The organism is Chloroflexota bacterium (genome assembly GCA_016219275.1).
Lineage (GTDB): Bacteria > Chloroflexota > Anaerolineae > UBA4142 > UBA4142 > JACRBM01.
This window is the reverse complement of sequence record JACRBM010000086.1, coordinates 30273-55286: the sequence shown is the minus strand read 5'-3', so window position 1 is coordinate 55286 and position 25014 is coordinate 30273. Positions and strand designations below refer to the sequence as shown.

At 57.1% G+C, this 25014-nt stretch carries 26 protein-coding genes and 1 tRNA gene; 6 read left to right on the top strand and 21 right to left on the bottom strand.

Going from position 1 to position 25014, the window contains the following annotated elements:
- Positions 1-46: 46 nt before the first annotated feature.
- Genes HY868_23075 through HY868_23065 form a run of 3 tightly spaced genes read right to left on the bottom strand, consistent with a single transcriptional unit; the run spans position 47 to position 2372 of the window.
- Positions 47-538, bottom strand: a complete 492-nt coding sequence (locus tag HY868_23075; protein ID MBI5305033.1) for an aminoacyl-tRNA deacylase — start codon at positions 536-538, stop codon at positions 47-49.
- A 48-nt stretch (positions 539-586) separates the two neighbouring features.
- A complete protein-coding gene (locus tag HY868_23070; GenBank protein MBI5305032.1) occupies positions 587-1468 on the bottom strand; it encodes a CPBP family intramembrane metalloprotease in 882 nt (293 codons plus the stop codon).
- Positions 1455-2372 carry a DMT family transporter gene (locus HY868_23065; protein ID MBI5305031.1) on the bottom strand — a complete coding sequence of 306 codons (918 nt, stop codon included), beginning with the start codon at positions 2370-2372 and terminating at the stop codon, positions 1455-1457. The genes HY868_23070 and HY868_23065 overlap by 14 nt, the downstream gene beginning before the upstream one ends.
- A gap of 213 nt (positions 2373-2585) precedes the next feature.
- Here HY868_23065 and HY868_23060 point away from each other — a divergent pair, with 213 nt between their 5' ends.
- Positions 2586-3422 (top strand): GNAT family N-acetyltransferase, encoded by an 837-nt coding sequence (locus HY868_23060; GenBank protein MBI5305030.1) that lies wholly within the window; start codon positions 2586-2588, stop codon positions 3420-3422.
- 55 nt (positions 3423-3477) lie between these two features.
- Here HY868_23060 and HY868_23055 read toward each other — a convergent pair whose 3' ends face one another.
- The 7 genes from HY868_23055 to HY868_23025 form a co-directional block, all read right to left on the bottom strand.
- On the bottom strand, positions 3478-4311 hold the full coding sequence (locus HY868_23055) for an ABC transporter ATP-binding protein (protein MBI5305029.1): 834 nt from the start codon (positions 4309-4311) through the stop codon (positions 3478-3480).
- A 14-nt stretch (positions 4312-4325) separates the two neighbouring features.
- Positions 4326-5054, bottom strand: coding sequence for an isoprenylcysteine carboxylmethyltransferase family protein (locus tag HY868_23050; GenBank protein ID MBI5305028.1), 729 nt, complete (start codon positions 5052-5054; stop codon positions 4326-4328).
- An 86-nt stretch (positions 5055-5140) separates the two neighbouring features.
- Entirely contained in the window at positions 5141-6244 is a 1104-nt protein-coding gene (locus tag HY868_23045; GenBank protein MBI5305027.1) for an efflux RND transporter periplasmic adaptor subunit, read from the bottom strand.
- Between the two features lie 13 nt (positions 6245-6257).
- A complete protein-coding gene (locus HY868_23040) occupies positions 6258-7310 on the bottom strand; it encodes a hypothetical protein (protein ID MBI5305026.1) in 1053 nt (350 codons plus the stop codon).
- 11 nt (positions 7311-7321) lie between these two features.
- Positions 7322-9559, bottom strand: a complete 2238-nt coding sequence (locus HY868_23035; GenBank protein ID MBI5305025.1) for an ABC transporter permease — start codon at positions 9557-9559, stop codon at positions 7322-7324.
- Between the two features lie 9 nt (positions 9560-9568).
- Entirely contained in the window at positions 9569-10057 is a 489-nt protein-coding gene (locus HY868_23030; protein MBI5305024.1) for a MarR family transcriptional regulator, read from the bottom strand.
- 143 nt (positions 10058-10200) lie between these two features.
- Complete coding sequence (locus tag HY868_23025; protein MBI5305023.1) at positions 10201-10848, bottom strand: MBL fold metallo-hydrolase; 648 nt, start codon at positions 10846-10848, stop codon at positions 10201-10203.
- Between the two features lie 209 nt (positions 10849-11057).
- Here HY868_23025 and HY868_23020 point away from each other — a divergent pair, with 209 nt between their 5' ends.
- Positions 11058-12455, top strand: a complete 1398-nt coding sequence (locus tag HY868_23020) for a hypothetical protein (GenBank protein MBI5305022.1) — start codon at positions 11058-11060, stop codon at positions 12453-12455.
- A gap of 12 nt (positions 12456-12467) precedes the next feature.
- Positions 12468-12728, top strand: a complete 261-nt coding sequence (locus tag HY868_23015) for a hypothetical protein (GenBank protein ID MBI5305021.1) — start codon at positions 12468-12470, stop codon at positions 12726-12728.
- Positions 12729-12783: 55 nt separating this feature from the next.
- Here HY868_23015 and HY868_23010 read toward each other — a convergent pair whose 3' ends face one another.
- On the bottom strand, positions 12784-13509 hold the full coding sequence (locus HY868_23010) for a hypothetical protein (protein ID MBI5305020.1): 726 nt from the start codon (positions 13507-13509) through the stop codon (positions 12784-12786).
- Between the two features lie 105 nt (positions 13510-13614).
- Between HY868_23010 and HY868_23005 the strand changes: the two genes are divergently transcribed.
- The 3 genes from HY868_23005 to HY868_22995 all read left to right on the top strand — a co-directional run bounded on the left by HY868_23005 (position 13615) and on the right by HY868_22995 (position 16255).
- Positions 13615-13688: transfer RNA gene (locus HY868_23005), tRNA-Val, on the top strand.
- A gap of 60 nt (positions 13689-13748) precedes the next feature.
- A complete protein-coding gene (locus HY868_23000; protein ID MBI5305019.1) occupies positions 13749-15512 on the top strand; it encodes a GAF domain-containing protein in 1764 nt (587 codons plus the stop codon).
- Positions 15509-16255 (top strand): hypothetical protein, encoded by a 747-nt coding sequence (locus HY868_22995; protein MBI5305018.1) that lies wholly within the window; start codon positions 15509-15511, stop codon positions 16253-16255. Before HY868_23000 ends, HY868_22995 begins: the two co-directional genes overlap by 4 nt.
- An 85-nt stretch (positions 16256-16340) precedes the next feature.
- Here the strand turns inward: HY868_22995 and HY868_22990 are convergent, their stop codons facing one another.
- The 10 genes from HY868_22990 to HY868_22945 form a co-directional block, all read right to left on the bottom strand.
- Positions 16341-16586 carry a hypothetical protein gene (locus tag HY868_22990; GenBank protein MBI5305017.1) on the bottom strand — a complete coding sequence of 82 codons (246 nt, stop codon included), beginning with the start codon at positions 16584-16586 and terminating at the stop codon, positions 16341-16343.
- Between the two features lie 125 nt (positions 16587-16711).
- Positions 16712-17593, bottom strand: coding sequence for a sortase (locus HY868_22985; GenBank protein MBI5305016.1), 882 nt, complete (start codon positions 17591-17593; stop codon positions 16712-16714).
- Complete coding sequence (locus HY868_22980; GenBank protein MBI5305015.1) at positions 17583-19292, bottom strand: M3 family oligoendopeptidase; 1710 nt, start codon at positions 19290-19292, stop codon at positions 17583-17585. Before HY868_22980 ends, HY868_22985 begins: the two co-directional genes overlap by 11 nt.
- Before the next feature lie 41 nt (positions 19293-19333).
- Positions 19334-19621: a hypothetical protein gene (locus HY868_22975; protein MBI5305014.1), complete on the bottom strand. Its 288-nt coding sequence runs from the start codon at positions 19619-19621 to the stop codon at positions 19334-19336.
- A 45-nt stretch (positions 19622-19666) separates the two neighbouring features.
- Complete coding sequence (gene murJ, locus HY868_22970) at positions 19667-21235, bottom strand: murein biosynthesis integral membrane protein MurJ (GenBank protein MBI5305013.1); 1569 nt, start codon at positions 21233-21235, stop codon at positions 19667-19669.
- 29 nt (positions 21236-21264) lie between these two features.
- Entirely contained in the window at positions 21265-22272 is a 1008-nt protein-coding gene (locus HY868_22965) for an adenine nucleotide alpha hydrolase family protein (GenBank protein MBI5305012.1), read from the bottom strand.
- Positions 22273-22365: 93 nt separating this feature from the next.
- Positions 22366-22554, bottom strand: a complete 189-nt coding sequence (locus HY868_22960) for a MoaD/ThiS family protein (GenBank protein ID MBI5305011.1) — start codon at positions 22552-22554, stop codon at positions 22366-22368.
- Positions 22532-22720: a hypothetical protein gene (locus HY868_22955; protein ID MBI5305010.1), complete on the bottom strand. Its 189-nt coding sequence runs from the start codon at positions 22718-22720 to the stop codon at positions 22532-22534. Before HY868_22955 ends, HY868_22960 begins: the two co-directional genes overlap by 23 nt.
- Before the next feature lie 207 nt (positions 22721-22927).
- Complete coding sequence (locus tag HY868_22950) at positions 22928-24265, bottom strand: glutamine synthetase (protein ID MBI5305009.1); 1338 nt, start codon at positions 24263-24265, stop codon at positions 22928-22930.
- Positions 24266-24335: 70 nt separating this feature from the next.
- On the bottom strand, positions 24336-25013 hold the full coding sequence (locus HY868_22945; protein ID MBI5305008.1) for a histidine phosphatase family protein: 678 nt from the start codon (positions 25011-25013) through the stop codon (positions 24336-24338).
- Position 25014: the final 1 nt, after the last annotated feature.

Sequence of the window (25014 nt, the reverse complement as noted above, 5' to 3'; positions counted from 1 at the left end):
GAATTACGAATTACGAACCACCAATTACCAATTACGCATTTGCAGATCACCCATCACTCGTCGCCTGCACCCATTTGGCATTCGTCACCGCGAGCAAATCCTTCACCGCGAGGCGCACGTCCACGCCGCGTTGTCCGGCGCTGATGTGAATCTGGTCGAGCAAACGCGCGGGTTCGTCCAGGCAAATCTCGAAACCGCGATTCAACAACGCGAGCGCGCTGATGCCGCCCACTTGCAGACCGGTCAACTCTTCCGCTTCGCGTTGCGTCGCCATCCGCAACTTTTTTTCATTCACCGCTTTCGCCAGCGATTTCAAATCCACTTCGCGATGTGAGGCAATCATCACCAGAATCGGTTTACCGGCTTTGGGCGAGTCGCGCAGAACGACGAGCGTTTTGTACACATCCTCGACCGGCGCACCGAGAAGTTGCGCCGCATCTGTCGCCGCGTGAAACTCGCCGGACACGTCGTACGTCGTGGCGGTGTATGCAATTTTACGCGCATCGAGCAAGCGCATCGAGTTGAGTTTGTCAGCCATGTCCGATTTGGATTTTGGATTTTCGATTTTACAATCGCAAATCCAAAACTATACAAACATTGCGTCAATCAACGCGTGAATCACCGCGAGCGGCAGAACGTTGCGTGTGCGTTGGTACGCGAACGCGAACACCGCGCCGAAACCCATTTGAAACGTCAGCAACGTGATCCACGCTTCGCGCCAATCGCGTTGCGTGAACACGAGATAGTTGATCGGCAAGTGCGTCAAGCCGAAAATGACCGATACGCCGAACACCGCCCACGCCGAGTTGCGCCACCACGCTTCGAGCCGCGTCAATAAAATCGCGCGGAACAACATTTCCTCCGGCAAACCGGCGGCGAAGAAAAACTCGCCGAGCGATTTCCCGTACGCGGGCAAATCGGTCGTATGCCGATAAATCCCATAACCCAGCAACGCTAACAGCACGGGCAAACAGATCCACCACGCGCGCCAACTCCAACTCAAACCCTGGGCGCGTAGACCGTACCCCGCGCTCAGCAACACCAGTCCGGGAAAAATCACCTGCTCGATCATCTTGGGTAGAATTTCGATTTCCCAGTTTTTGTAACATTGGAAATTGTCCGTCAGAAAAAAGAACAGTCTGGCGCAAATCCCGGCGCGCCACATCACCCACAGAATGATCAGAGAAAACGCGAATAAGAATTCGACGCGCGGTTTGCGAACCGGCGGCGCGGGCGATGCGCCCGAGCGCGACATCCACCAGAACACGGCGGCAATACCCAGCATTTGCGCGAAAATCTCGACCCAGTTCCAATTATCGCGCAGAAAAATCAGCGCGCCCCAGGGCAAGAGCAACAACATAATCGTTGCAATTGCTGCGCGATCATCGAGTATGCCACTCACCATGCCGCGCACATCGCGCCACACCGCCGCAAGATAAGCGCGCGGGGAGAAGTTAATCTGCCGCAACGACTGCCTCGGCGCGCCGCGGCGCTGGACGATTGACGAGATACACACCCAGGATGATCGTGACGCCGCCGAAGAGTGTGATCGGCATAATCGGCTCACTCAACACAAACGCCGCGATCACCATCGTGACGAGCGGTTCGAGGTAAATGAATGCCGCCGCTTGCGACGCATCAATGTGCGCGAGCGCATCGTACCAGAAAATGTATGCCACGCCGGAACAAAAGATTCCCAGGAACGCAATCGCGATCCAGCCCTCGCGCGTGAGGTTGCCGATTTCGTTCCAGCCCTGTGCGACGCCCCAAAACGGGAGAATTATGAGCCAGCCAATCGCCATCACATACGCCATCATCAACGTCGGCGGTAGGCGGCGGAGAACCGGTTTGCTCGCGACCGAAAAGATCGCCCAGTTGAGCGCGCTCGCGAGCGCAAGCAAATCGCCGAGCGTGCTCGGTAAATGCAACGCGTCGCCGGAGAAATCGCCTTTCGTGACGACGATGATCGCGCCGGCGAACGCAATGACCAAGCCGAAAATTTTCGTGACGCTGAATAATTCTGCGAGGAACATCCCGGCAAGAAGCGCAGTAAAAACCGGACTCAGCGCGACGAGCCACGCCATACTGCCCGCCGAAGTGAACGTGAGACCGGTCGCTTGTAACCCTTGATGAATCGTGATGGCAATGAACCCGAGAACAGCGAGGAGAAGTAAATCCCGTAAACTGACACGTTTGGCGAGTCGCATTCGCCACACGGCAAACGCGAGAATCGCAACGCCGAAAGCAAAACGCACGACGATGAGCGTCCACGGCGACACGTCACGCAGCGCGGTCTTGGTCGCGACGAAGGACGCGCCCCACAACACCGCGGCGATCAACGCCTTGGCGCGATTGAGTGTATCGGTTGACATTGTGGCGGCATTATAGCACGGAAACCGCGCGCTCTCAAGCCGAGAACGAATTTCGTTTTACGCGCGACTGATGGCATAATACAAAGTATCTGCGAATTTCATTGGACGCGGATAAACGCGGATTATTTTCTTCCTCTCCGCGAATTACGCGAATTGCGCGAATAAAAAAATTAGCGGAGATTCGCGTAATTCGCGGAAAGAAAGGATTGGACTATGGAGTACCACCACGAGGTCGTCGCGTTTTTGAAATCGAACGCGCTCAAGCACATCGTCCACTTGAAGATGATTGACGCGTATGCCGAGCAGATGATTTGCCATTACGCGCAACACGACGCGGAACAAGGCGTCTTGATGCTACTTCCAACGCTGGCGAACCCATTTGACGCCAAGACTTACCCACAATCTGAATTCGTTGTCTTGATTGCCGCGTCGAATCAGGATTGCGTTCAACGTCTTGTCACTCACATTCCCAGGAACCAAAACCTGATTTTCAAACTCGTTGATGACATGACGCGCCAAGTTGTGATTAACGAATTCCCTTCAACTCGCATGACCGCCTTTATCTCGTATACGACGGACACGCGACGCTTGCGATCTCATCCGCAGGTCATCGCATCCCAGGTTTTAGATCAACGCACTTGTGCGTGTTATCGAGAGAACGGATACACATCCGAAGAAATGGAACGGTTCTTTGAACAGGGCGCGCGCTCGTTCACAATCTTTGAGCGCGACGAACCCATTTCAACTTGCTTCATATTTCGGAATTTCGAGAACATTTGGGAGATCGGCGGCGTGTACACTGTACCTTCTCGCCGAAGACAAGGATTCGCGCGTCCCGTTGTCGAAACGGCGCTCGCTCACGTACTCGCGTGCGGATATGCGCCCCGCTATCAGGTACGCGAAACGAATATCGCATCCATCCGGTTGGCGGAAACTTTGGGTCTGGAAAAATTTGTCGTTACAGAACATTTCGTCTACACCGCGATTAAAGTTGACGCGAGCGCACGATTGTCCGATTTTCCAATCACAAAACGGGCATCAGTCAATTGACTGATGCCCGTCTTCTTTTGACTGCAGAAATGATCGAGCAATCCGCGCAGCGTCATCACACTTTTTCCAACATCGCTTTCACTTCTCCCGCAACACGCTCCAACCCCAAACCGCGCAACTCCTCCGGCACCGCGCCGTCGAGAATCGCGTGACCGAGCGCGGACTCTTTAAACTCGCGCAAGTCTTCGAGATACACACTGTCAATTTTTTCGTCGCGCAGAATTTTGCCATCGCGCACCGTGACGATGCGATCCGCCGCGCGCGCGACTGCCGGGTTGTGCGTGACGACGATAAAGGTCGTACCTTGCTCGCGATTCAACCGGCGCAATAAATCCATGATCTCGTCGGTGCTTTTGCTATCGAGGTTGCCGGTCGGTTCATCCGCGAGAATGATCGCGGGTTGGTTCGCGAGCGCGCGCGCAATCGCGACGCGTTGCCGCTGTCCGCCGGACAGTTGATTCGGCAAAAAGTGAACGCGATCCGCCAAGCCCACCAGTTCGAGCAACCGCAACGCACGCGCGCGCCGCGCCGGGTCGGTCATCTTTTCTTCTTGCAGTGGCACTTCGATATTTTCGACCGACGTGAGCGTGGGAATCAAGTTGTGCAGTTGAAACACAAAGCCCACCGTCTTGGAACGAAAGCGATCCAGGTCGCGCACCTTTGCCAGGTCTTGCCCGTTGACCAAGCACACGCCACGCGTCGGACGATCCAGCGCGCCGAGAATGTTGAGGAGCGTACTCTTGCCACTGCCCGACGGTCCCATCACCGCGACGAATTCGCCCGCGAGAATTTGGAGATTGACGCCGTCAAGCGCGCGGACGCCCTCGCCATCGCCGTAAATTTTTGTCAGGTCTCTAGTTTCGACCACGGTTTTCTTTGCGTCTGCCATAACTACTCCATCTTCTACCATACGCCCGGCAACAAACGATAACGCACGCGCGCGGCGTACTCCCGATAACCCGCTAACTCGTTTTGCAACGTTTGATCTTCCAACGCCGTCCGCGCGATGACAGCAATGCCGGTCAACACCGCCGGCAGAAACACCCACAGCGTTCCCAACGCAATCGGCGTTATCAAATAACCGACGATGCCGCCGGCATAACCGGGATGACGCACCCAGCGATACGGTCCCGTGTTGACAACCGTATGCCCGCGCTCCGTTTGAATCCGCACCACCGCCGAAAAGAATTTGTTTTCCAGAAATGCCCAGATGCTGAACAGGTATCCCAGGATCACCAAAGCGAACGCCGCAATTTCCAACTCGACGGCGAGTGGCGGCGAAGCACTCAAGCGTTTGTCCAACCCGGCAACCAGCCACATCAACGCCGGACCGTACAGCGCGACGATCGGCATCAGCTGTTTGTCCCATGCTTTGGTGTTCCGATTCTCCGTCCAGCGCGCGCGTTCCATTGCAAGTTCGGGATACTTGCGCAACATAATCACCCGACTCATTATTGTCGAGATCGCAAGCACGCCAATCATAAGCCATGCTTCCCACCAGTCCAGGCGTCCTGCCGCAAGGAACATGATCGCGGCAGGGAATGCCGTTATCACAACCAAGCCCGCCACCGCTTTGCGAATGGTTGACTTGGACAACGCGGTTTGTTCCTGAGCATTCAATCCTTTTTCCATGACAACCCCCACGACAATTTTTATTCGCGAAGATTCGTGTTATTCGCGGATCAACTTTCACGCATTACGCATCACGCTTTACGTCCTCACCGCGTGTTGATCTCGACGTGCCCGGTCATGCCCCACCGCAACACGGGGTCGAGCTTTTCCACCTGAACCGTCACCGTGTAATTCGTGCCACCTTGCTTCGCCGATGCAATCGGCGCGATGCTCAACACCGTCCCATTAAATTTTTTCCCGGACAGCGCCTCAAACGTCACCGTGACGCTCTGTCCGATTTTCACGCGCGCGATACTCGTCTCGCTCAAATCGTCCGTCTCCAGGCGCAACGCGCTCAAGTCGCCGAGCGTGATGACGGACACGCCGGGCGCAACCGTTTCGCCCTCGCGCGCATTGAGCGCGGCAATCGTACCGCCGAACGGCGCGGTGAGAATCGTCGCGTTGAGCGCGGCAAGCGCCTGATCGAGACGCGCTTGCGCCGCCGCGATTTCTTCCGGGCGCGCGCCGGCTTGGACGCGATTCATATTCGCTTGCGCGACATTGACGGCGGATTCGGCGATCCGCACATCTTCCGCAATCGCGCCCTTCGTCACTTGCTTGTAACGCGCTTCGGCGATGCGGTACTCCTGGGTTGCCAGGTGCAACTTTTGACTCTCTGGGTACATACCAACCTGCGGATCATTTCGCACGCGGTCGTACTGCGATTGCGCGTCGCGCATGATGGCTGCCGTACTTTCGAGCGCGGCGCGCGCAATCGCGACATCTTCCACTACGACCGGCGCGCGCACCTTGGCAAGTTGCGCCTGCGCGTTCGCCAAGGTCGCCTGCGCGATCGCGATATCTTCTTTCGTCGGTCCGGCTTTTAATTGCGCGAGTTGTGCGCGCGCCGCCGCGACCGCCGCTTCGAGTTCCGCCGCTTCGAGTCGCGCCAATACCGCGCCTGGCTTGACCACGTCGTTCTCTGCAACCTCGACCTTGACGATTTTGCCCGGCACGGTGAAACCCAGGTTCGCCCGTTTGATCGGCAGCAACGTCCCCGATGCCGTGACCAGGTAATCGAGTTCGTCGAACGCCGCGACCGGCGTCGGCGTTGATTTCGGCGCGAGTGGATTGCTCCCGCCCGTCGCTAAAAACGCGCCAACCACCACGATCAACAGAATGATCCCGATAAACACATTTCGCTTTGACATTTTCACCCCCGCATTAGCGCGATGCTTGAAGATATTCCAACGCGCGCGCCGTCTCGATTTGCCATATCGCGTGCGAAATGTATGGCTTGAAGCCGAGTTCATTATTGATCTTGAGCATGGCGGCATTTGAATCCGCGTTGCCCGTCCGAACGAATTTCACTTGCGGACGCTCGCGCAATACTTTTTCCAACATCGCCGCTTTCAGCCAGCGTCCCAAACCATGCGTGCGAAATTCGGGAAACACGCCGGTGCCCGCCTGCTGTAAAATCTCCGGGCGATTCGGATGCCAAAAGACTTCAGTAAAGCCGGCAAACTTGGCAGTCGCGCGTTCACGCACGTACAGCGTCCACCGTTGCGCGCCGCGCTCGAGCGCCGATTTTTCCATCTGGCGTAAATGCTCGGGTGTGAACTTGAAATCTTCGAACTGTAAATCACCGCGCGGCGCGGTGTTCATCACTTGCAACAACTCGGAAATCGCTTGCAAGTCTGATTCTGGATAGGCGCGATCCCAAAATCCCAAATCGAAATCCGTCGCGCGCTCCTCGCCGCGCGCCAACCATTCGCGCAAGAGATCACGATTCAGTTCCGCGATTCTGAGTTGGTTCGTGTGCGTTTCGAGTCCCTTTTGCGCGCCGAGTCGCGCCATAAACACTTCGCCCGCCGGAATGCGTTCGCCCGTCGTTCCGATGAGCAAGCGCCGTCGTTCGCGCGTCGCGGTCTCGGCAATCTGCGCGAGTAAAATACGCGCCAGACCTTGACGACGAAATTCCGGCAACACCTCGATTTGCATTTCGGCAAGATGCCGATTCTCTTCCGTCATCAAGCAAGCGATGTTACTCGTCGCGACGAACTGCATCGCTCCTACGCGTGTGACGCCCCACGCCGTAACGTTGACGAATGCCGGAATGTTGCGCCAACCGCGCACTGCTTCGTCGAACGGAATCGGTGGATCGTCCGGTAATGTTTCCGCGCGCATTCGATTACTGAACGCGTTTGCCGCGCGATATATTTCATCACTGGCATTCCGCGGGTCAAACGATTTCAATTCAAACGCCGAAGACAACATGCCATTCTCCTTTATTCATAGCGCAGCGCTTCAATCGGCGAAAGATTCGCCGCGCGCCACGCCGGATACATTGCGCCGACTGCGCCCAGCACCAAAGCCACGCCCATCGCTTGCGCCAACAGCGCGGGCGAGTAATCCCCTTTGAGCATCACGCCCATCGTCGGTTCGAGCGTGAGGAGTGTGCCCAAGCCCACGCCGAACGCGATGCCGGCAAATCCGCTCAAGAAACTGAGCAAGAGCGATTCACGCACGATCATGCCGACGACGCGTCGTCGCCGCCAACCGAGCGCGCGCAGTGTGCCGATCTCGCGCGTCCGTTCGAACACGCTCATCAACATCGCGTTCATAATGCCGACGCCGCCGATCAGAATCGCGACGAACGACAGCGCGTTCGACATCGCGCGGAACGATTGCATGTCGTTCGTTTTTTCCGCGTACTCGGTGGATTTTGATACGCTCACCTCGGACCATCGCGCCTCGATTTGCTGGCTCACCACCTCGGCATGACCGGGGTCGCGCAATTTCACAAAGTAGAAACTCACCTGGTTCGGCTTTTTGAAAATACGTTGCGCTTCTTGCAGGGCGATCACGCCCGCGCCGTCTTCATAGCCAACGCCGGTCTCGTAAATCCCCACGATTCGAAACGAGTTCCCTGAAATCGTCACGGCATCGCCGATTTTCTTTTTCAAATTTTTCGCGGCGACCTTGCCGATGATCATCTCGCGCGGCAAGCGCATTCGCTCGCCTTCGGTGATTGCGTAATGCCGAATCGCATAACTCGTCGGATCGAGTTCCCACACGAGAAAGTATGGCGTGCCCGGCATCGAGGTCACGCCGATCAACGTGCCCGACACGTACTGCACCGGAGACAAGCCCGCCGCCCAGCGTCCGACCTTGTCGTCAATTGCCGCGAGCGACATGTCCGATGCTTTCGCTTCGGTGATCGTCAACTCGCCGCTCTGACTCCCAATCGCGCCCAGTTGTCCCATGAGTCCTTCCGCCATGCCGCCCAGCGTCACCGCGAGTCCAACGCCCACGCCAATCGCGAGCGCGGTCAACACGGTGCGCGTCCGTTGACGAAACACATTGCGAAACGCAATCCCGCCGATATTCCCGAGGAATGAATTCCCAGTTTTTGTTTTCGCCGAACTACCCGCGCCTTCGTAGCGCACCGCTTCGACCGGTTGCAAGCCCGCCGCGCGCCATGCGGGATACAATCCGCCGACCACGCCGAGAAACAGCGCGGTTACCATGCCTTGCGCGATCAACGCCGGCGTAATCGCGTTGTCAAGAAATCCAATCAGCGCGGGGAGTTGATTCAACCAGTACACGAGCGCAATCGCGAGCACCACTCCAAGGATGCCTCCTAGGATGCTCAGGACAATTGCTTCGCCAAAGATCAACCGCAACACGCGTCCGCGCCGCCAACCGAGCGCGCACAACACACCAATTTCGCGCGTGCGCTCAAAGACGCTCATCAGCATCGTGTTCATCATCACCAAACCGCCCGCAATGATCGCGAGCAAGCCGATGAACCAGCCCATCGCGCGCAACATCTGCGTTTCTTGCTGGTCGTCCATAAAAGTGGACGACCGCGATGCCGTCAACTTTGGGAATCGTCGTTCGATCTCGGCGATCACCGGCGTGGTCGCTTCGGGACGTTGCACCTGAAGTTGATAGTACGTGACCTGGCGCGGCTTTTTGAAAATCTCTTGCGCCTCTTTCAACGCGAGCACCGCGCCCATCTCTTCGATGTTCTGCCCGGTTTCATAAATGCCGACGACGCGAAACGACACGCCCTGGATTTTGAAATTATCGCCAACCTGTTTTTTGAAACTCTTCGCCGCCACTTTGCCGAGCAACACTTGACGCGCGCCCGCGATCTTCGCGCCGTTGATGATCTTGTAGTGCCCGATGCCAAACTCGTTCGGCGCAAGACCGAACACGACAAAGTACGGCACGTCCGGCGTCGTGATCATCCCAAGCAAAACGCCGGAGATTTTGCTGACACCGGGCAACGCGCTCACCTGCGGTCCCACCGTATCATCCACTGCTGAAAGGATAATGTCGGCGGCGTCGCCTTGTGTGACGATCACGTCTGCGCCGCTCGACGTGAGAATCGTCGCGTACGAGTTGATAAAACCTTCCGCGAACGCGCCCAACGCGATCACTGCTGCGACGCCGATGGCAATGCCAATCACCGTCAACAAGGTGCGTGTCTTGCGACGCATCAAATTCTTGAAAACCATTCCAACCTTCTATCGTGCGCTTTTGCGCTTTCTCTCCCACCGATCCATCAACGCCGGCATTTCTTGTTCAAAGAACGCGTATAAATCCCGCAGTTCCGTCAGAGTGGCGCGTGCAGTGGGATCTTTGCCTTCGAGCAATTCCAGACCGCGTTCCGCCAACGCGCGATACGCCGACACACGCAACATACTTTCTTCGACGTAATGCGTCCAACCGCCGCTCTTGAGCCGCACGTGATCCCGCCGATGCCCTGGGATCGCGATGCGCTCGATTACCCCCGCACGAATCAGCAGTCGGCTCATCGTGCTAATAGACCCCTTGCTCGCATTCAGAACCTCGGCAAGCTCCTGCAGGGAGACCTGCGGCGACTCGCAAATCAGCATCCAACCCCAAATGCGACCCGCCATCTGCGGCAACCCCTCCTGGTCGAACATCAAGCCAACCTCTTCGGCGAAGTGTCGCTTCGCCGAACTACTGCCATCCTCCGTTTTTTTGCTCATCGTTCGCCTCCTTGTGAACGCCTCGGATTGTAGCATTTATAATCTGTTTAGTCAAGATTGAACGAATTAATTGTATCATCCTAACTATCCCAATTAGCCGTGTGAAATAAAATAGCGATGTGTCGCCACATCGCTTGCGTTCGTCATACGTTCCACTGCCCGGTGATCAGCGGACGCAGGAAGGGATTGAGCGCGCGCTCCTCGCCCATCGTCGTCGCGTCGCCGTGCCCCGGATAGACGACGGTCGCGTCCGGCAGCATCAGCAGTTTATCGCGAATAGATTGCATCAATGTGACGTAATCGCCGCCGGGCAAATCGGTGCGCCCGATACTCCCCTGAAACAGCGTATCGCCGGTGATGACGCACTGCTCGCCGGACAAGCACAATCCGCCCGGCGTGTGACCTGGGGTGTGCAAGACCTTGAACGCGAGTGAGCCGACGCGGATGTCATCGCCTTCTTCCAACAATCGGTCGGCGGGATCGGGCTGACGCACCGTCATTCCGAACAACGCCGCGCTCGCCTGCGCGTGCGCCAAGACCGGCGCCTCCTCCGCGTGAAGCACAAACGGCGCGCGCGTGGCAACGCGAATTTCGCTCAACGCGATCACGTGATCGAAATGGGCGTGCGTGTTGACGATCAGCGTGACTTGTAACTTGAGTCGCTCAATCGCCTTGAGAATATCGCGCGCGTTACCGCCGGGATCAATCACGATGGCTTGCCGCGTTTCCGCGTCGCCGATGAGATAGCAATTCACGCCCAACGGACCAACAACCAAGGTATCGAGAATCATACGCTCTCCTGATATTGTAGGGCAAGTTTCCAACTTGCCGCATTTGACCGGCGCACATGCAAGGCATGGCAAGTTGGAAACTTGCCCTACCGAAATGTCTGGCGCGATTATAAAAGTGATAACCGGGATTGTCAACGCGCCAAACCAAGAATTTGCGCCCCTACAACGCGTTTGATATAATCACTTTAACATTTCCAAACGAGGAGCGCATGTACGAAAATCCGTCCTATCCAACCCCCGAACCCGCGCCACCACCGACGAATCGCAAGTTGATCGTTGGTGGAATCATCGCGCTGGTCATCGTGGGACTTGTGGTGTGTTGTCTTGGCATCGCCGGCGTGGTCGTTTGGCAGAACGGCGGACTCACCGCGCTGATGCCGGAAGCGACCAACACACCCGCGCCCGTCGCGCGCGCCACCACAACGACCACTCGCGCAGTCACCGTCGCGCCAACCAAAGCCGCGCCAGCGCCGACCCAGGGCACGCCCGCGAAAAAACCAACCGCGACCGAAGCGCCTGAACCGACGCCCAAGATTCCCGCCCTGCCGCAAGCCAAACCGATCAAAATGAATTCACCCGAGTACGGCGTGCAAGCATTTTTGTGGTGGCGACCCGAAACCGCCGACCGCGATTTGGGTCTGACGAAAGAGATGGGCTTTGGCTGGGTCAAGCAAACTTTTTCGTGGCGCGATATCGAAGGCGCGAAAAAGGGCGCGTTCAACTGGGAGAACGCCGATCGCGCGGTCTATCTCGCCAATGGCAAAGGGATTGACATGCTCGCGCGGATGGACAACGCGCCCGAATGGGCAGCGCCCGGGTGTTTCAACACCCAAAAGAAACAGATGGGTCCGGCGAAAAACAATCAAGACTGGGTTGATTTTCTCAAGGTGTTCGTCACGCGTTACAAAGGGCGCATCCGCGCGTACGAAATCTGGAACGAACCGAATCTCTCGCGCGAGTGGTGCGGGCGCGCGCCCAACCCAACCGAATACGCCGCACTCCTCAAATTGTCGTACCAAACGATCAAAGCGATTGACCCCAACGCGAGCATCGTCACCGCTGGCATGACGCCCACATCGCGCAACGACGACGAAGCGATGCCCGACGCGCTCTACATCGAAAGGATGTATGCCGCGATGGGCAACAAGTCGGACGGGTATTTCGACGCGCTCGGAGTTCACGCACCCGGTTTCAAAGCGCCGCCGGAAATGAGTCCCGACGATGTCGCGAAAAATCCGGCGTACAACAACAACGATCCGAACGGACGCATCTATGCGTTCCGTCACGTCGAAGACATTCGCAAGATCATGGTTGCCAAGGGCGACAGCGCGAAACAGATCATGATTCTCGAGTTCGGTTGGACGACCGACGCGATTCATCCAGCGTACTCGTGGTTCAAAGTGGACGAGCAAACGCAAGCCAAGTACATCGTGGATGCGTACCAGTACGCTAAGAAAAATTGGACGCCCTGGATCGGCGCGATGTTCGTAATCTATCTTGCCAACCCAGACTGGACCGAAGACACGGAAGAGTATTGGTGGTCTATAACCAAACCGGATGGCACACCGCGCGGCGCGTTCGTGCGCCTCAAATCCATGCCCAAATGAAATGAGATTCGCGTGAGCGCAAAACCGCCTAGCGCACCATCGGAAGACAAATCGCGCTTTAAACTGCCGGAACGCCCGCCGCGCAGATTGGTCGTGCTTTGGCTGTTCCTTGCGTTGATCGCGTGGTTGGGAATCAACATCCTCACATCGCCGAACCGCGCCAGCGCGCCCAACACGCCGGTTGCCACTGCCAGGACCACCGCGGTGAGCACACTGGTTCCCACGCGCGTCGCCACGCCAATTCTTACGCCGCCGCGCACGCCCACGCGTTAGCAAAATCAAAACCGAGAGGAGCGTTCTTCTCTCGGTTTTTGTTTTTCGTCACGAATTATTTTTGCTGAATGAAATCAACGCGGTTGGGACAATTGCCCGCGCCGGTGTATCGCTGCGTCGTGATCTTGGCTAGGTTGCTCGCTTGGTTTCCATTCACTTCAAGCCACAGTTCCCAGATACTGCCGGGTTGTCCGGTTGGAATGTTGTACGCGCCAGCCGGATCCGGCGGACTCTTGGTTGTGGTGCCCGCGCTAATGCCCGTTGGATCGCGAAAACGAATTTGCATATTCGGAATGCCTCTCCCACCGGAATCCACCACGCGTCCGAAAATATAATTCGCCGGACATTCGTTGCCGCCCGGTCCAATCGTCGAATCCGGCACACCGCTACTCCAACAGTATGCAAAACCGGAACACGCGGGTGACGCTGGCGCGACCGTCGTCGCGGGTGGCGGCGGCGCCGGGGTCGCAGAGGGACGCGCGGCAACGACGGGCGCAATCGGCTGCGTTGGTACGACGGCAGTGATCGTTCGGATCGCGCCAAGCGGCGAAGGCGCCGGCGCGGTCGTCGCCGAAATCACCGGCGCGACCGCCACCGGTTTCGACGGCGCAATCGTCTCTGTCGGCAATACCGTCACCACCGGCGAAGCAATCACGCCCGAAGTACTCGGGGCAGTGGTCGAAGGTTGGCTGTTCAAATACCCAGTAACGGCAACGTACACGCCGAGACAGCAAATCGCGAGCACGACCACAATCGCAATTACGTAAGAGCGTTCCTTCATTGCACTCCTTTGCGCGCTATAATCTGGGCGCAAAAATCATACCACGAGCAGAATAAAAATGCAATTTGCAATTTACCATTCCCCGTGCTATAATGCCGGACGTACGGGCGGTTGGCTCAGATGGTTAGAGCGCGCGGTTCACATCCGCGAGGTCATAGGTTCGATTCCTATACCGCCCACTCTTCGATGACTGAACCGCGGCAGCCAGCCGCGGTTCTTTGATAAACCGGAGCATACGCTTGGTTGATTCCACCTCCTCGATGATCGCCACTCCATCCACGCGCACCGATGGTTCGCTGTTTCGTCTACGCTGGGTTCTGGGGTTGGTCGTTTTACTGATTGTCTGGATCGAAACCCGCGACAAGGCGTTTGCGTCACAGATGGTTTCGTGGCTCATCGTCTTCGCCATTGCGAATATGGCGTATGGCATCATTTTGCGTTTTGCGCCGCGCGCCGCCAAGTGGCTACCCATTCCTTCGTTGATTCTGGACGTGATCCTCTTTGGCGCGCTACCCTCTTTTATCAGTCCGCCTTCGAGTATGCTCGAATTCTTCGCAATCTTTCCGGCGCTCGTTGCCGCGGTGCGCTTTGGTCCCCGAGCCGGTCTCATTACTGCCGGCGTGTTGACGCTGATGCTCATCAGCAACGCCATCACCGCCTCCGGTAACTCGATGTCCAGCGCGCTCGTCGCGCGCGCGCTGCCGGTGGCGGGCTTGTTCGGCGGCGTGGTCATCGTCGGATTTTTATCCAAACAAGAAAAAGAAGTTGCCGCCAAAGAAGCGGCAATGGAATTGGACGAATTGCGCGGCGTCGTCGCGGGGGCAAAACTGCTCTATCAAACGAGCGATCTGTTCTCGTTGACGACTAGCTACCGCCCGGTCCTCGAATCTATGCTCGAAGCCGGCGTGCGCGGCTTGCCCGAAGCGCGGAGCGATGACGCGCCTTCGGTTGGCTTTGCAATGTTCTTTGACGATCACGATCCGGAAAAACGCTTGCGCGTGGTCGCCTCACGCAATCTCGAGACGACCGACGAAAACCGCGTGATTGACGGCAAATCCGGCATCGTCGCCGAGGCGCTCCACACTGGACACGCCACCATGACGGAACAGGTCCACCGCGATCCAGAATTGGTGGCATTCACCACGCTTTCCAAACGACGCTGCGCGGTATGCTATCCGCTGCAATCCGGCTTGGAGCAATACGGCGTCGTCGTGCTCGCCAGTCCCGCACCGCGCCGACCGAGCCAACAACATTTGGATTTGATGCGCGCGTTCACCAGCCAAGCCGGCATCGCGTTTCAAAACGCGCGGTTGTACCAAATCACGCGCAAGGAACAAGACCGCATCATCCGCAGCGATACCGATGTCCGCGCCAAACTCGCGCGCGATTTGCATGACGGACCCACGCAAAAAATTTCCGGCTTGGTGATGCAGTTGGAATTCATCACACGCTTGCTCGAAACCGATTTGCCCGAAGCCAAGCGCGAATTGGATAAAGCGCGCGCGACGGCGCAACAGACCGTCAAAGAAATTCGCACCGCGTTGTTCACGTTGCGCCCGCTCGCGCTCGAATCGAAGGGATTGTCCGCGGCGCTCGCACAGTACGGCGAACGCCTGCGCGAAACGGAAAACGTGTCCATCACGATCGAGCCGGGCGATTTTTCCAGCGAGCTGGACATGAATACCGCGGCAACAATTTTCGCCGTCATCGAAGAAGCGGTCGGCAATGCGCGTAAGCACGGCAACAGCGCCCCGATCCAAGTGCATGTCGCGCGGCAAGGCAATGCCCTCGTCGCGACGATACAAGATCAGGGACCCGGATTTGACGTCCATCGCGTCACTAGCACGTATGATCGGCGCAGCAGTCTCGGCTTGCAAAATATGCGCGAACGCGCGCTGTTGATCAACGGCGAATTGCGAATTGACTCCGCGCCGAATCAAGGCACTCGCGTGACCCTCGTCGTGCCGCTCATCTCCGCCCATCCACTCGAGAGACCTCAGTGAATTTCCTCGATGCGCTCTACGCCATCGAGCCGCGCGTCGCGATCGCGATCCTCCTCGGCGTTTCGATTGGCGCGTACACGCTCGCGTCGAATCTTGCGTGGGCAAGCCGTCGTTGGACGTTGCGCACGGATCGCCTCGGACGATTCGCGCTTTGGTCTTCCACGTCGCGCCTCGCGCGCGTGATCGGGCATCTCGCGCGTTGGGTGTACTTTCTCCTGCTTCCATGGGGTACGCTGATGCTCGGGTGGAACACGACGCGCGCGCTCGGCATCTGGCGGATGGATTGGTTCTCGACCGCGTTCGCGTTTGCCGCGCTCGGCATCGGCGCGATGCTCGTCGTGATCTGGGTGTGGCGTCCGTACGCGCGCACGCTGCATCCCCACGCGATTGACGAGACGGGTTGGTACTGGGCGGGACAAATCGTCGAGACGCTGTACCAGGAAACGCATTGGGCATTTTATCGCAGTGGTCCCGTCATGTGGCTGGCTGATTTTTACTGGGGCGGCTTGTTCGGTCTCTCACTGACCCTCCTCGAAAGTTGGAGCGATCCACACGTGCGCGCACGCATAGACGAAGTGACGCGCGCCGATGCGCCGCTGTGGCGCGCGAGTCTCGCGATCATTAGCACGCTGGTGTTCATCCTGACCCAAAATTCGTGGTACTGTTTGATCGTGCACCTGCTCCTCGCGCTCGCCATTCGACGCGTGATCGGTTTTCCGCACGCGCGCGTCGATCACGCGTAATCGAAAAAAACACAACGACGCGGCAGATTGCCACGTCCTTAAGGGCGTAGCAATCTGCCGCGTCGTTTCCATTTGTGCGGACGTTTTATTTGATCACGAACGACAACACGACCAGCACGACGAAGAAGAATCCGGCAAAAAGCACGATGCGCTTGAGGTCGGCATAGATATGACTATAGTCGTACGACAATGGCGTAAATGCGCGATTCGTTTCGAAGCGCATCGTCGTCATGGGTTCGGCGGCGGATTCGCCTTCTTCGATTCCCGCTTCGGGCGCGAGACCCCGACGCAACGAGGCGCGCTGTTTCATCTTACGAGTTTTCTTGGGCATACATTCTCCATTTCCAATTTCTGATTTATGATTTCTGGTTTCTGATTTTCGATTCTCTGACGAAATTCCGGCGGTTGAATCGAACGCATTATAGTCTGAAATCCGAAATCTGCAATTTGAAATCATTACGGCGCGAGTTCGCCGACGACGATCAAACGGTGCGTATCCACGCGATACGGCGTACACGTAATCAGCGTCGCAATCGGATTGCGCGAGGGCGACAACGGACTCAGATCAGTCGGCGCAACGACCCGTTTCGATTTCACGATGTACCGATACGCCGTTCCGCCCGCATAGATCATCACATCCTTGCCCATCTCCAATTTTTCGAGGTCACGAAACGGTTCGCCGTACACATCGTTGTGCCCAGACAAGATAATGTTGCCGCGCTCGCCGGGATTCACCGTGCCAATGCGGTGTCCGATCCCTTGCTTTAACTCATCCCAGCCATCGCCGGGAACGATGGGCCAATCCACGTTGAGCGCGGGAATCACGATACGCGTAGGTGAACGTGGACCTGGGGTCGGTACCGGCACGGCGGCGACCGATTGCAAACGAATGCCCAACGCAGGCGGCGCGGCTTCCGGCGGCGACGAGGATCCCGGCAATTCACTCACGAGATTCGCCGGCGGAAACGAAGACCCAGGCAACGTTTCGCCGTTTCCACTAACCGCCGTCGGGTTTGGCGTACCGCTTCCGCGCACTTGCGCGACGACTTCTTGATTCAACGCTTGCAAGTTCACGAACGAACCCACAATGATCGCGGTCAATCCGAGAACCGCCACAATTTCAATCGCAAAGAGAAAACGATCGCGCCAGCTACGGCGCTTTATCGCGCGGCTTGCCGGCGCCGCTGGTTTTTCAACCGGCATCACCGTCACCGGACGAAAGCGCGGTCCGTCCACTTTTTCCGCGAACTGTTGCGCGCGCGAGAGTCGTCGTCGTTCTTCGACCACGCGTTCCAGTTCGTCGAGACTCACTTCGTCGAGCGTACGTTTATCCGGCATCGTGCTCCAAGTCGTCAATCGTTTTTTCCATCAACGCAACGGCATTACCCAGGGTTTTCGCATCGAACGCGAATTTCGCGCCAGCCGCCGCGTACAATTCTGGCAACGTCACCGTGCCGCCCAACGCGAGCGCGTGGCGATAGTTCGCAATCGCGGCGGCTTGATCGCGCAACGAGTTCGCCCACACCTGCACCGCGCCCAACTGCGCCAAACCGTACTCGATATAGTAAAACGGCAATTGGTGAATGTGCAATTTGCGCTGCCAGCCCGTTTTCATTTCTTCGTCAAGCCCAGACCAATCTACGCCGCGCATAAAACGCGTCCACTGCATCGCCCACTGCGCGTCGCAATTCGCGGGGTCCATCGCGTCGTGCGGATTTTCGTACACCCAGTGCTGAAACGCGTCTACCACCGCCATGTAGAGCCAAAACAAAATGCTTTTCTCAAGGTGTTCGATGCGCGCGCGCGCCGCGTCTTGCTCGGAGTAAAACCCGCCGCGCTCCGTTGTCAAAAACGACGAAGCGAGTAACTCCATTCCCATCGAAGCGACCTCGGCAAACTCGGAGCCGACATTGCGTTGCTGTGCGTACAGCAATCCAGCCGATTCAAACACGTGGAAACAGTGCCCGCTTTCATGCAAGAGCGTTTGCACATCATCGTGCAAGCCGACCGCGTTCATAAAAATGAACGGTCGCTTTGCCGCCGCGAACGCGGTGCAGTATCCGCCCGGCGCCTTGTTCTTACGATTTTCTAGATCGAGCAAATCCTCGCGCATCATCACGTCGAAATAATTGCCGAGCGTCGCATCGAGATGATCGAAGGTCCGCTTGACCTGTTGCTTGAGCGATGCCACATCATGGTACGGACGCAAAGTCGCGCGACCAAGCGGGTCTACATCCAAATCCCAGGGGCGCAGAGTCGCGACTCCTAGGCGTACGCGACGCCGTGCGTACACGCGCAGCGCGGCGGGCACGACGACTTGCTCAATTGCGCGATGGAAATTCCTGCAATCGTCCGGTGTGTAATCGAAGCGTAAAAGTTGCCGCCAGCGATACGCGCGATAATCGGCGAAACCGGCGTTCGCCGCCATCTGGATCCGCCGGTCGAGAAATTTTTTCCAGAGTTCGATGATCGTCGCGCGGTCTGCCAACTGACGATGCGCCGCGAGCCGCCACGCGGATTCGCGTTTCGCGCGATCGGTTTCGAGATACACTGGACGCAACTGCGTGATCGTGACCTCTTCACCTTGCCAGGGCACCGTTTGTGCGCCAATAATTTTGTCGTACTCGTTACTCAGCTTTAGTTCATCGGCTTGCAGCGGCAGATTCTGCACGCGAAAAATCGCGGCTTCGGTACGCATGTTGCGGAGTGGAATCGTAAATCCGTCCGGCTCCAAATTACTCGCGAGCAATTTTTCTTTCAACTTTTGCTCGGCGGCAAGCGCGGGCGGAAAAATTTGATCGAGAAACGCGCGATAGCGTTCTTCAGATTCCTTGTCCGCGGTATTCACCGTCGTTGCGACATTCAAACGCGCGTACATCTCCTCGACCAACTCGGCGATGCGCGTCCAATCGGCAAGCCATGGCGCGACATTGCCCGCGTTCAATTCGCGTGCGGCGAGGTCGTTGTAGTACGGTTCGATCTGCGACCACGACCAATCGAGCATCGTCGTGGCATTGGGGGGAAGTACGCTAAACATCTACGCTCCAATTCTCGACTCGGCAATACCTAGGTAATTCTCTACGTTCCCAGGATACCAAACAATTCACGCGTTTCATTTTCCATCGCGCGCCACTCGATCAAATCGGTGTACGCGGTATGATCGTCCGGCGTTACGCCGATTTGGGCGATGCGTTGCTCCGACACATCGCGCGAACCGTACTTGGACTGCAAGCGCGCCGTGGTCTTTTTCAAGTCCACAATCCGTGCGGTAACTTCGGCGGTAATTCCGCGCACCAACAAATCTTCTTTAGCTACAGGCAAGACCGCCAGTGTGCGCTCCAAAACTTGATCCAAATAATTTACCATTTCAGTCACTCCTTGCCGCGAATTATACGCTCATCTTGACGTGCGTCAACCGCGTTTTAGCCGTGACCACACCATCGTCCACACGTGCTCTGCTTCGCGCACGCGTAACACGCGCAACAGCGCGACGTACACCGCGCCTGCCGCTATCGTTGGGACGATCACCTGCCACACTATCGCGACATTTACCAGCGCGTTGAACATCGCGAGCGCAACCGCACCCATCACCCCCGACGCAAGCATCACTTTGATCGTCAATGCGACAACACCCTGCCCGCCCAATCCACCAAGGCGCGTGCGCGTGAACCACAGCATCAAGAGCGCGTGCCCGGTCAGCATCGCCGAGTTCGCAATCACCAAAGCGATAAATCCCCAGGTTTGCATCAGGGCAAGCGCAACGACCAGATAAATTGCGACGCCGGCAATCGCGACGAGATTCGGCAAGAGCGTGTTTTTGCGCGCGTAGAATGCGAATACGAGCGGCTGGTCAATCGCGGCAAAGGACAAGCCGAAGAGGTAGAACTGCAATGCCCGCGCCGTCCAATTCGTATCGTTGGCAGTGAACGCGCCGCGCTCGAACACGAGCGCGACAATCGGATGAGCGAGAACGAACAAGCCAACGGTCGCGGGAAGAATGAGGAGCAGAACAAGTTTGATGCCGAACGCAAGCGTGGATCGAAATTCGAAATTGGTAATTCGTAATTCTGAACTTACGGCTGACTGCTGACTGAGTACCGGTAGAATCGCGAACGAAATCGCGGTCGCGACCAAGCCGAGCGGGAATTGCACAAGCACGGTCGCGTTCTGCATCCACGCGAGCGATTGATCGCCGGTGCGCGACGCGAGATTGCGATCAATCGTCACGCCGATGACACTGACCACGAGACCGACGACGACCGGCGCGTACAGACCCAGGATTTTTTTCAGCGCCGGATGCGTGAAATCAAGCGCGACACGATAACGCATATCGCGCAACCCAGGCAACTGCAACGCGACTTGCAACGCCGCGCCGACGATGATACCGACAATCAAACTCCTAATACCCAGCAGCGGTGTAAGCGCGAGCGCGATGGCAACAATGCCCGCGTTGTACGCGGCGGTGGTGAACGCGGGGAAGGTGAAACGCTTGAGAGAGTAGAGCAATCCGGTGATGACGCCGGACATGCCCAGGAAAAAGAGCGCGGGAAGTATCAAGCGAATCATCTCGACTGCCGCGGCTTGGAGTTCCGCGTCGTACCCGCCGCCGAGAAGCCACACGAGTTGCGGCGCGAAAATTTCGAGAACGAGCACCGCGAGCGCGAGAAGAATCGCGAGGAGGTTGACGACGACACTCGCCACGCGCCATAGTTCCGCGCGACGATCCGGCGCAGAAAAATCGGAGAACACGGGAACGAGCGCCGCGCTCACCATGCCGCCGACCAGAAAGTCGTACAGCGTTTGGATGATCGTCGCGGCAACACGAAAAATGCTGACATAGCCGGTCGCGCCAAAGAGGTAGGCAATCACCATCTCGCGCACGAGACCCAGCACGCGGCTCGCGACATTACCAAGCGAGATGATCGCCGCCGCGCGCGCGACGCTTGCGGAATTAGAGGTTGGAAGTTGGAGATTGGAGATTGGATGACTCCGACTATTGAACTATCGCACTATCGAACTATTGCACTCACATCCCACATCCGGCAAAACGCGCAGCGCCCTGGCGCGCTCGTCGGTTGACCGCACACTTCGCACGCGTGAAGCGTTTCGGTCTCGTTGAATTTATCGAACAGACCTTCGCCGCGCGCGCGCAAAAATTCGAGATAGAACGCAAGCTTGGAACCGGGCGATTCGGTTTCGAGTTGATTCAACAACGTCTTGTGAAAATTCATCTGATTGCCGGTCGCGTGCGGACACTCGTCGTAAATGTACTCGATGCCGCGCACGAGCGCGTACGTCGCGGTCTCGCGTTCGTAGAATCGGCAGAAGGGTTTGACCTTGCGCGTCAACCCTTCGTGCGACGCGGGCAGAATCGGCGCTTGGCGCGCGAGGTACCCTGTCTGCCAACGCAGTGTATTTTGAAACAGTACCGCGACTTCATCATCGAGATTGTGCCCGGTCGCGAGCACGTTATAGCCCTTATCGTGTGCGAGGCGATTCATGATGTAGCGTTTGGTCAAACCACACGCCGCGCACGGTCGTCCCTGCCCACGCGTTTTCTCGCGCGCAATTTCCGGAATCGTCTTGCCGTACGTTTCGGGAACGTCAACAACGTGGAGGGTTGGCGCAAAATCGCGGATGGCAGATGGCGAATCGCTTTCCGCGTTAAATTCCGAATTCTGAATTCCGAATTCTGGATTCTGGATTCTGAATTCTAGAAACGCCCGCGTTTTCTCCAGCGACACATCCGAGTACGGCTGTGGCTCGTTGATGCCCAGCCCGATGTACAACCCGTCCGCTTGATAGCCAAGCCGCAACAGCACATCCCACAACGAGAGCGAATCTTTGCCGCCGCTCACCGCGACAAGAATACGCTCCTCGCGCGTGAACATTTTATATTTTTCGATGACACGTTCGGTCTGTGTGGTGAACCACTCGACGAAATGTTCACCGCACAGCGACAACTTGTGTTGCCGCATGTTGATGACCGCGTTCGTGCCGCATTTTCGACAACGCATCACACACCATTTCTGATTTATGATTTGCGATTTGCGATTTGTGATTGCCGGGTGACAATCGAAAATCAGAAATCGAAAATCGAAAATTTTATTTTATCCCCCGGAAACAACCGCCACGAGCTTCACCTGATCCTCATCGCGCAGAATCACATCGTCGGTGACAAGTTTGCCATTGACCGTGATGAGCACCGCTTCGGGATCAAGCCCGATTTTTTTGATCGCGTCGCGCGCGGTGATGCCCGGTTTCACTTCGTACGTTTTATTGCGAAAGGTGATTTGCATCTTGTTCTATACTTTTCTTGCGTATCGCCTTGACAATGTAATCATCGTGATTGACCGAAATATCGCCCTTACCAGAATGTCCCAAACCAATAATCCGCAGTGTTGGGTCTTCTACAACAGACGGTTTCTTCCGACGATGAATGGAATCCTTGTTTCGTTTTTTCATTTCCCCCTCGTCGCGTGTGGCGCATTATAAGGCAAGCGCGTGAGTTGCGCAAACGACGCGCGCCGAAATTCACCCCCCGCCCTAACCCTCCCCCGCTTTCGCAGGGGAGGGAATAGAAAAAAGACCTCCCAGGTTTTCACGCGCCCAACCCGAAAGGTCTTCAACTCACCGACGACTAGGCGACCACGCAACTATCCAACCACACACCTAGACGACTTCAAAGTACCGATTCCACTCCCACTGCGAAACCTGCAAACGGTACTCGTCCCACTCGCGACGTTTAGCGCGGACAAAACCCTTGTAGCCATGTTCTCCCAACGATTCGCGCACGACCTCGTCTTTCTCCAACTCGGCGAGCGCCTCGCCCAACGAGCCGGGCAACACGCCGATGCCGCGCGCCTGCATATCCGCGTCCGTCATTTCGTACGAACTCTCTTCAATTGGCGGCGGCGCTTGGAGTTTGCGCTGAACGCCGTCGAGACCGGCGGCGAGCATCGCGGCGAGCACCAAGTACGGATTGCTGCTCGAATCGGGGCAACGCAATTCCATACGCGTCGATTTTTCGCGACCCTTGGAGTAGCGCGGAATCCGCATCAACGCCGAGCGATTGATCTGTCCCCAACAAATGTTGACCGGCGCTTCGTAACCGGGCACGAGCCGCTTGTACGAATTCACCGTCGGCGCGACAATCGCGGCAAGCGCGCGCGCGTGTTCGAGTTGACCGGCGAGAAAGTTGTACGCGAGCGGCGAGAGGTGGTATGCATCGTTCGCATCGTAAAACAAATTCGTTTCGCCCTTGGCATCGAACAGACTTTGATGCGTGTGCATGCCCGACCCGTTGATGCCCGCGATGGGCTTGGGCATGAATGTCGCGTAAAGATCATGCGCCTGCGCGATGGCTTTGACCGTGTACTTGAACGTCATCAACGTGTCCGCGCTCGACACGGCGTCGTCGTAGCGAAAATTGATTTCATGCTGACCGGTCGCCACTTCGTGATGCCCGCGTTCGACTTCGATGCCCATCTGCTCGAGTGCGAGAATAATGTCCTGGCGCACTTCGGAAGCCAGGTCACGCGGCGAGAAATCGAAATAGCCGGCGACATCGTGCACGACCGGTTTCGCTCCGTCCGATTGGCGGAACAGGAAAAATTCCGGCTCGGACGCGGTGTAATATCGCAAACCCATCGCCGCGGCGCGCTGAACCACGCGGCGCAAAATTCCGCGCGGGTCGCCTTCGAACGGCTCGCCGTCGGGGCGATACGCGTCGCAAATCAATCGCGCGACGCGATGGTCGCCTTCTGTCCAGGGAAGCACGCGATACGTCGCAATATCCGGCACCATAAACATGTCGCTCTCATAAATGCGCGTGAAACCTTGGATCGAAGAACCGTCGAACCAAATGCCGTGTTCGAGCGTCTCGCCTAGACGCCCCACCGGAATCGTAATATTTTTGATCGAGCCGAACACGTCGGTCAATTGCAGACTGACGAATTGCACGCCGTCGGCTTGCGCGCGTTCAACCAGTTCTTTTTGCTTGTCGTTCATTCTCCCCCCTGTGTAAAAATGTATCCGCGATGCAAACTACGATGTGAAACGAGCAAATAGGAAATTTACTTTACGTGATCATCTCGCGCGGTAAAAAATCCACGCGATTGACGTACGCGATTTCAATCCGCTCGCCAAAATCAATCCGCGTGATCGCCGTGTTCGCACACTCGAACCAATACGCCTCGAGAGTCGGCAATTTGAGAATCGCGGCGAGCAAATAGTTGAAGAAACCACCATGGCTGAAAAACGCGACGCGATCTTCCGTGCCGCCATGCCGCGCGAGCAACTCGGCAAGCACGCGCGCCGCGCGCGCGGGACGCCATTCGCGTTCCTCGAAGGGGCGGCAGTGCCACCACCCCGCTTCACCCAGGGTCGCGGGCAAAACCAAATGCGGAAAACGATTCTCAAAGTATGCGCGATTGTTACCGGCTTGCCCGATCCGTCCGCCGGTCGCTGGGTCGTCGAGATAGATTCCGCCAGTTTCGTGAAGGTCATCCCATGCGACGAGCGGTACGCCGATCGCGTTCGCGACGACCACGCCGGTTTCAATCGCGCGAATCATCAGACTGGTGTAGAGATGCGTGAGATTCAAATCGCTCGCGCGAATGAATTGCGCGAGCAGTTTGGCTTGGCGTGCGCCGAGTTCGGTCAGTTCGGGGTCTTGACTGCGTCCCAGCGTCGAGTTGGTCGTGGCGTAGAGATGATTGTTGGCGGACTGGGCATGACGAATAAAGTAGAATTGCATT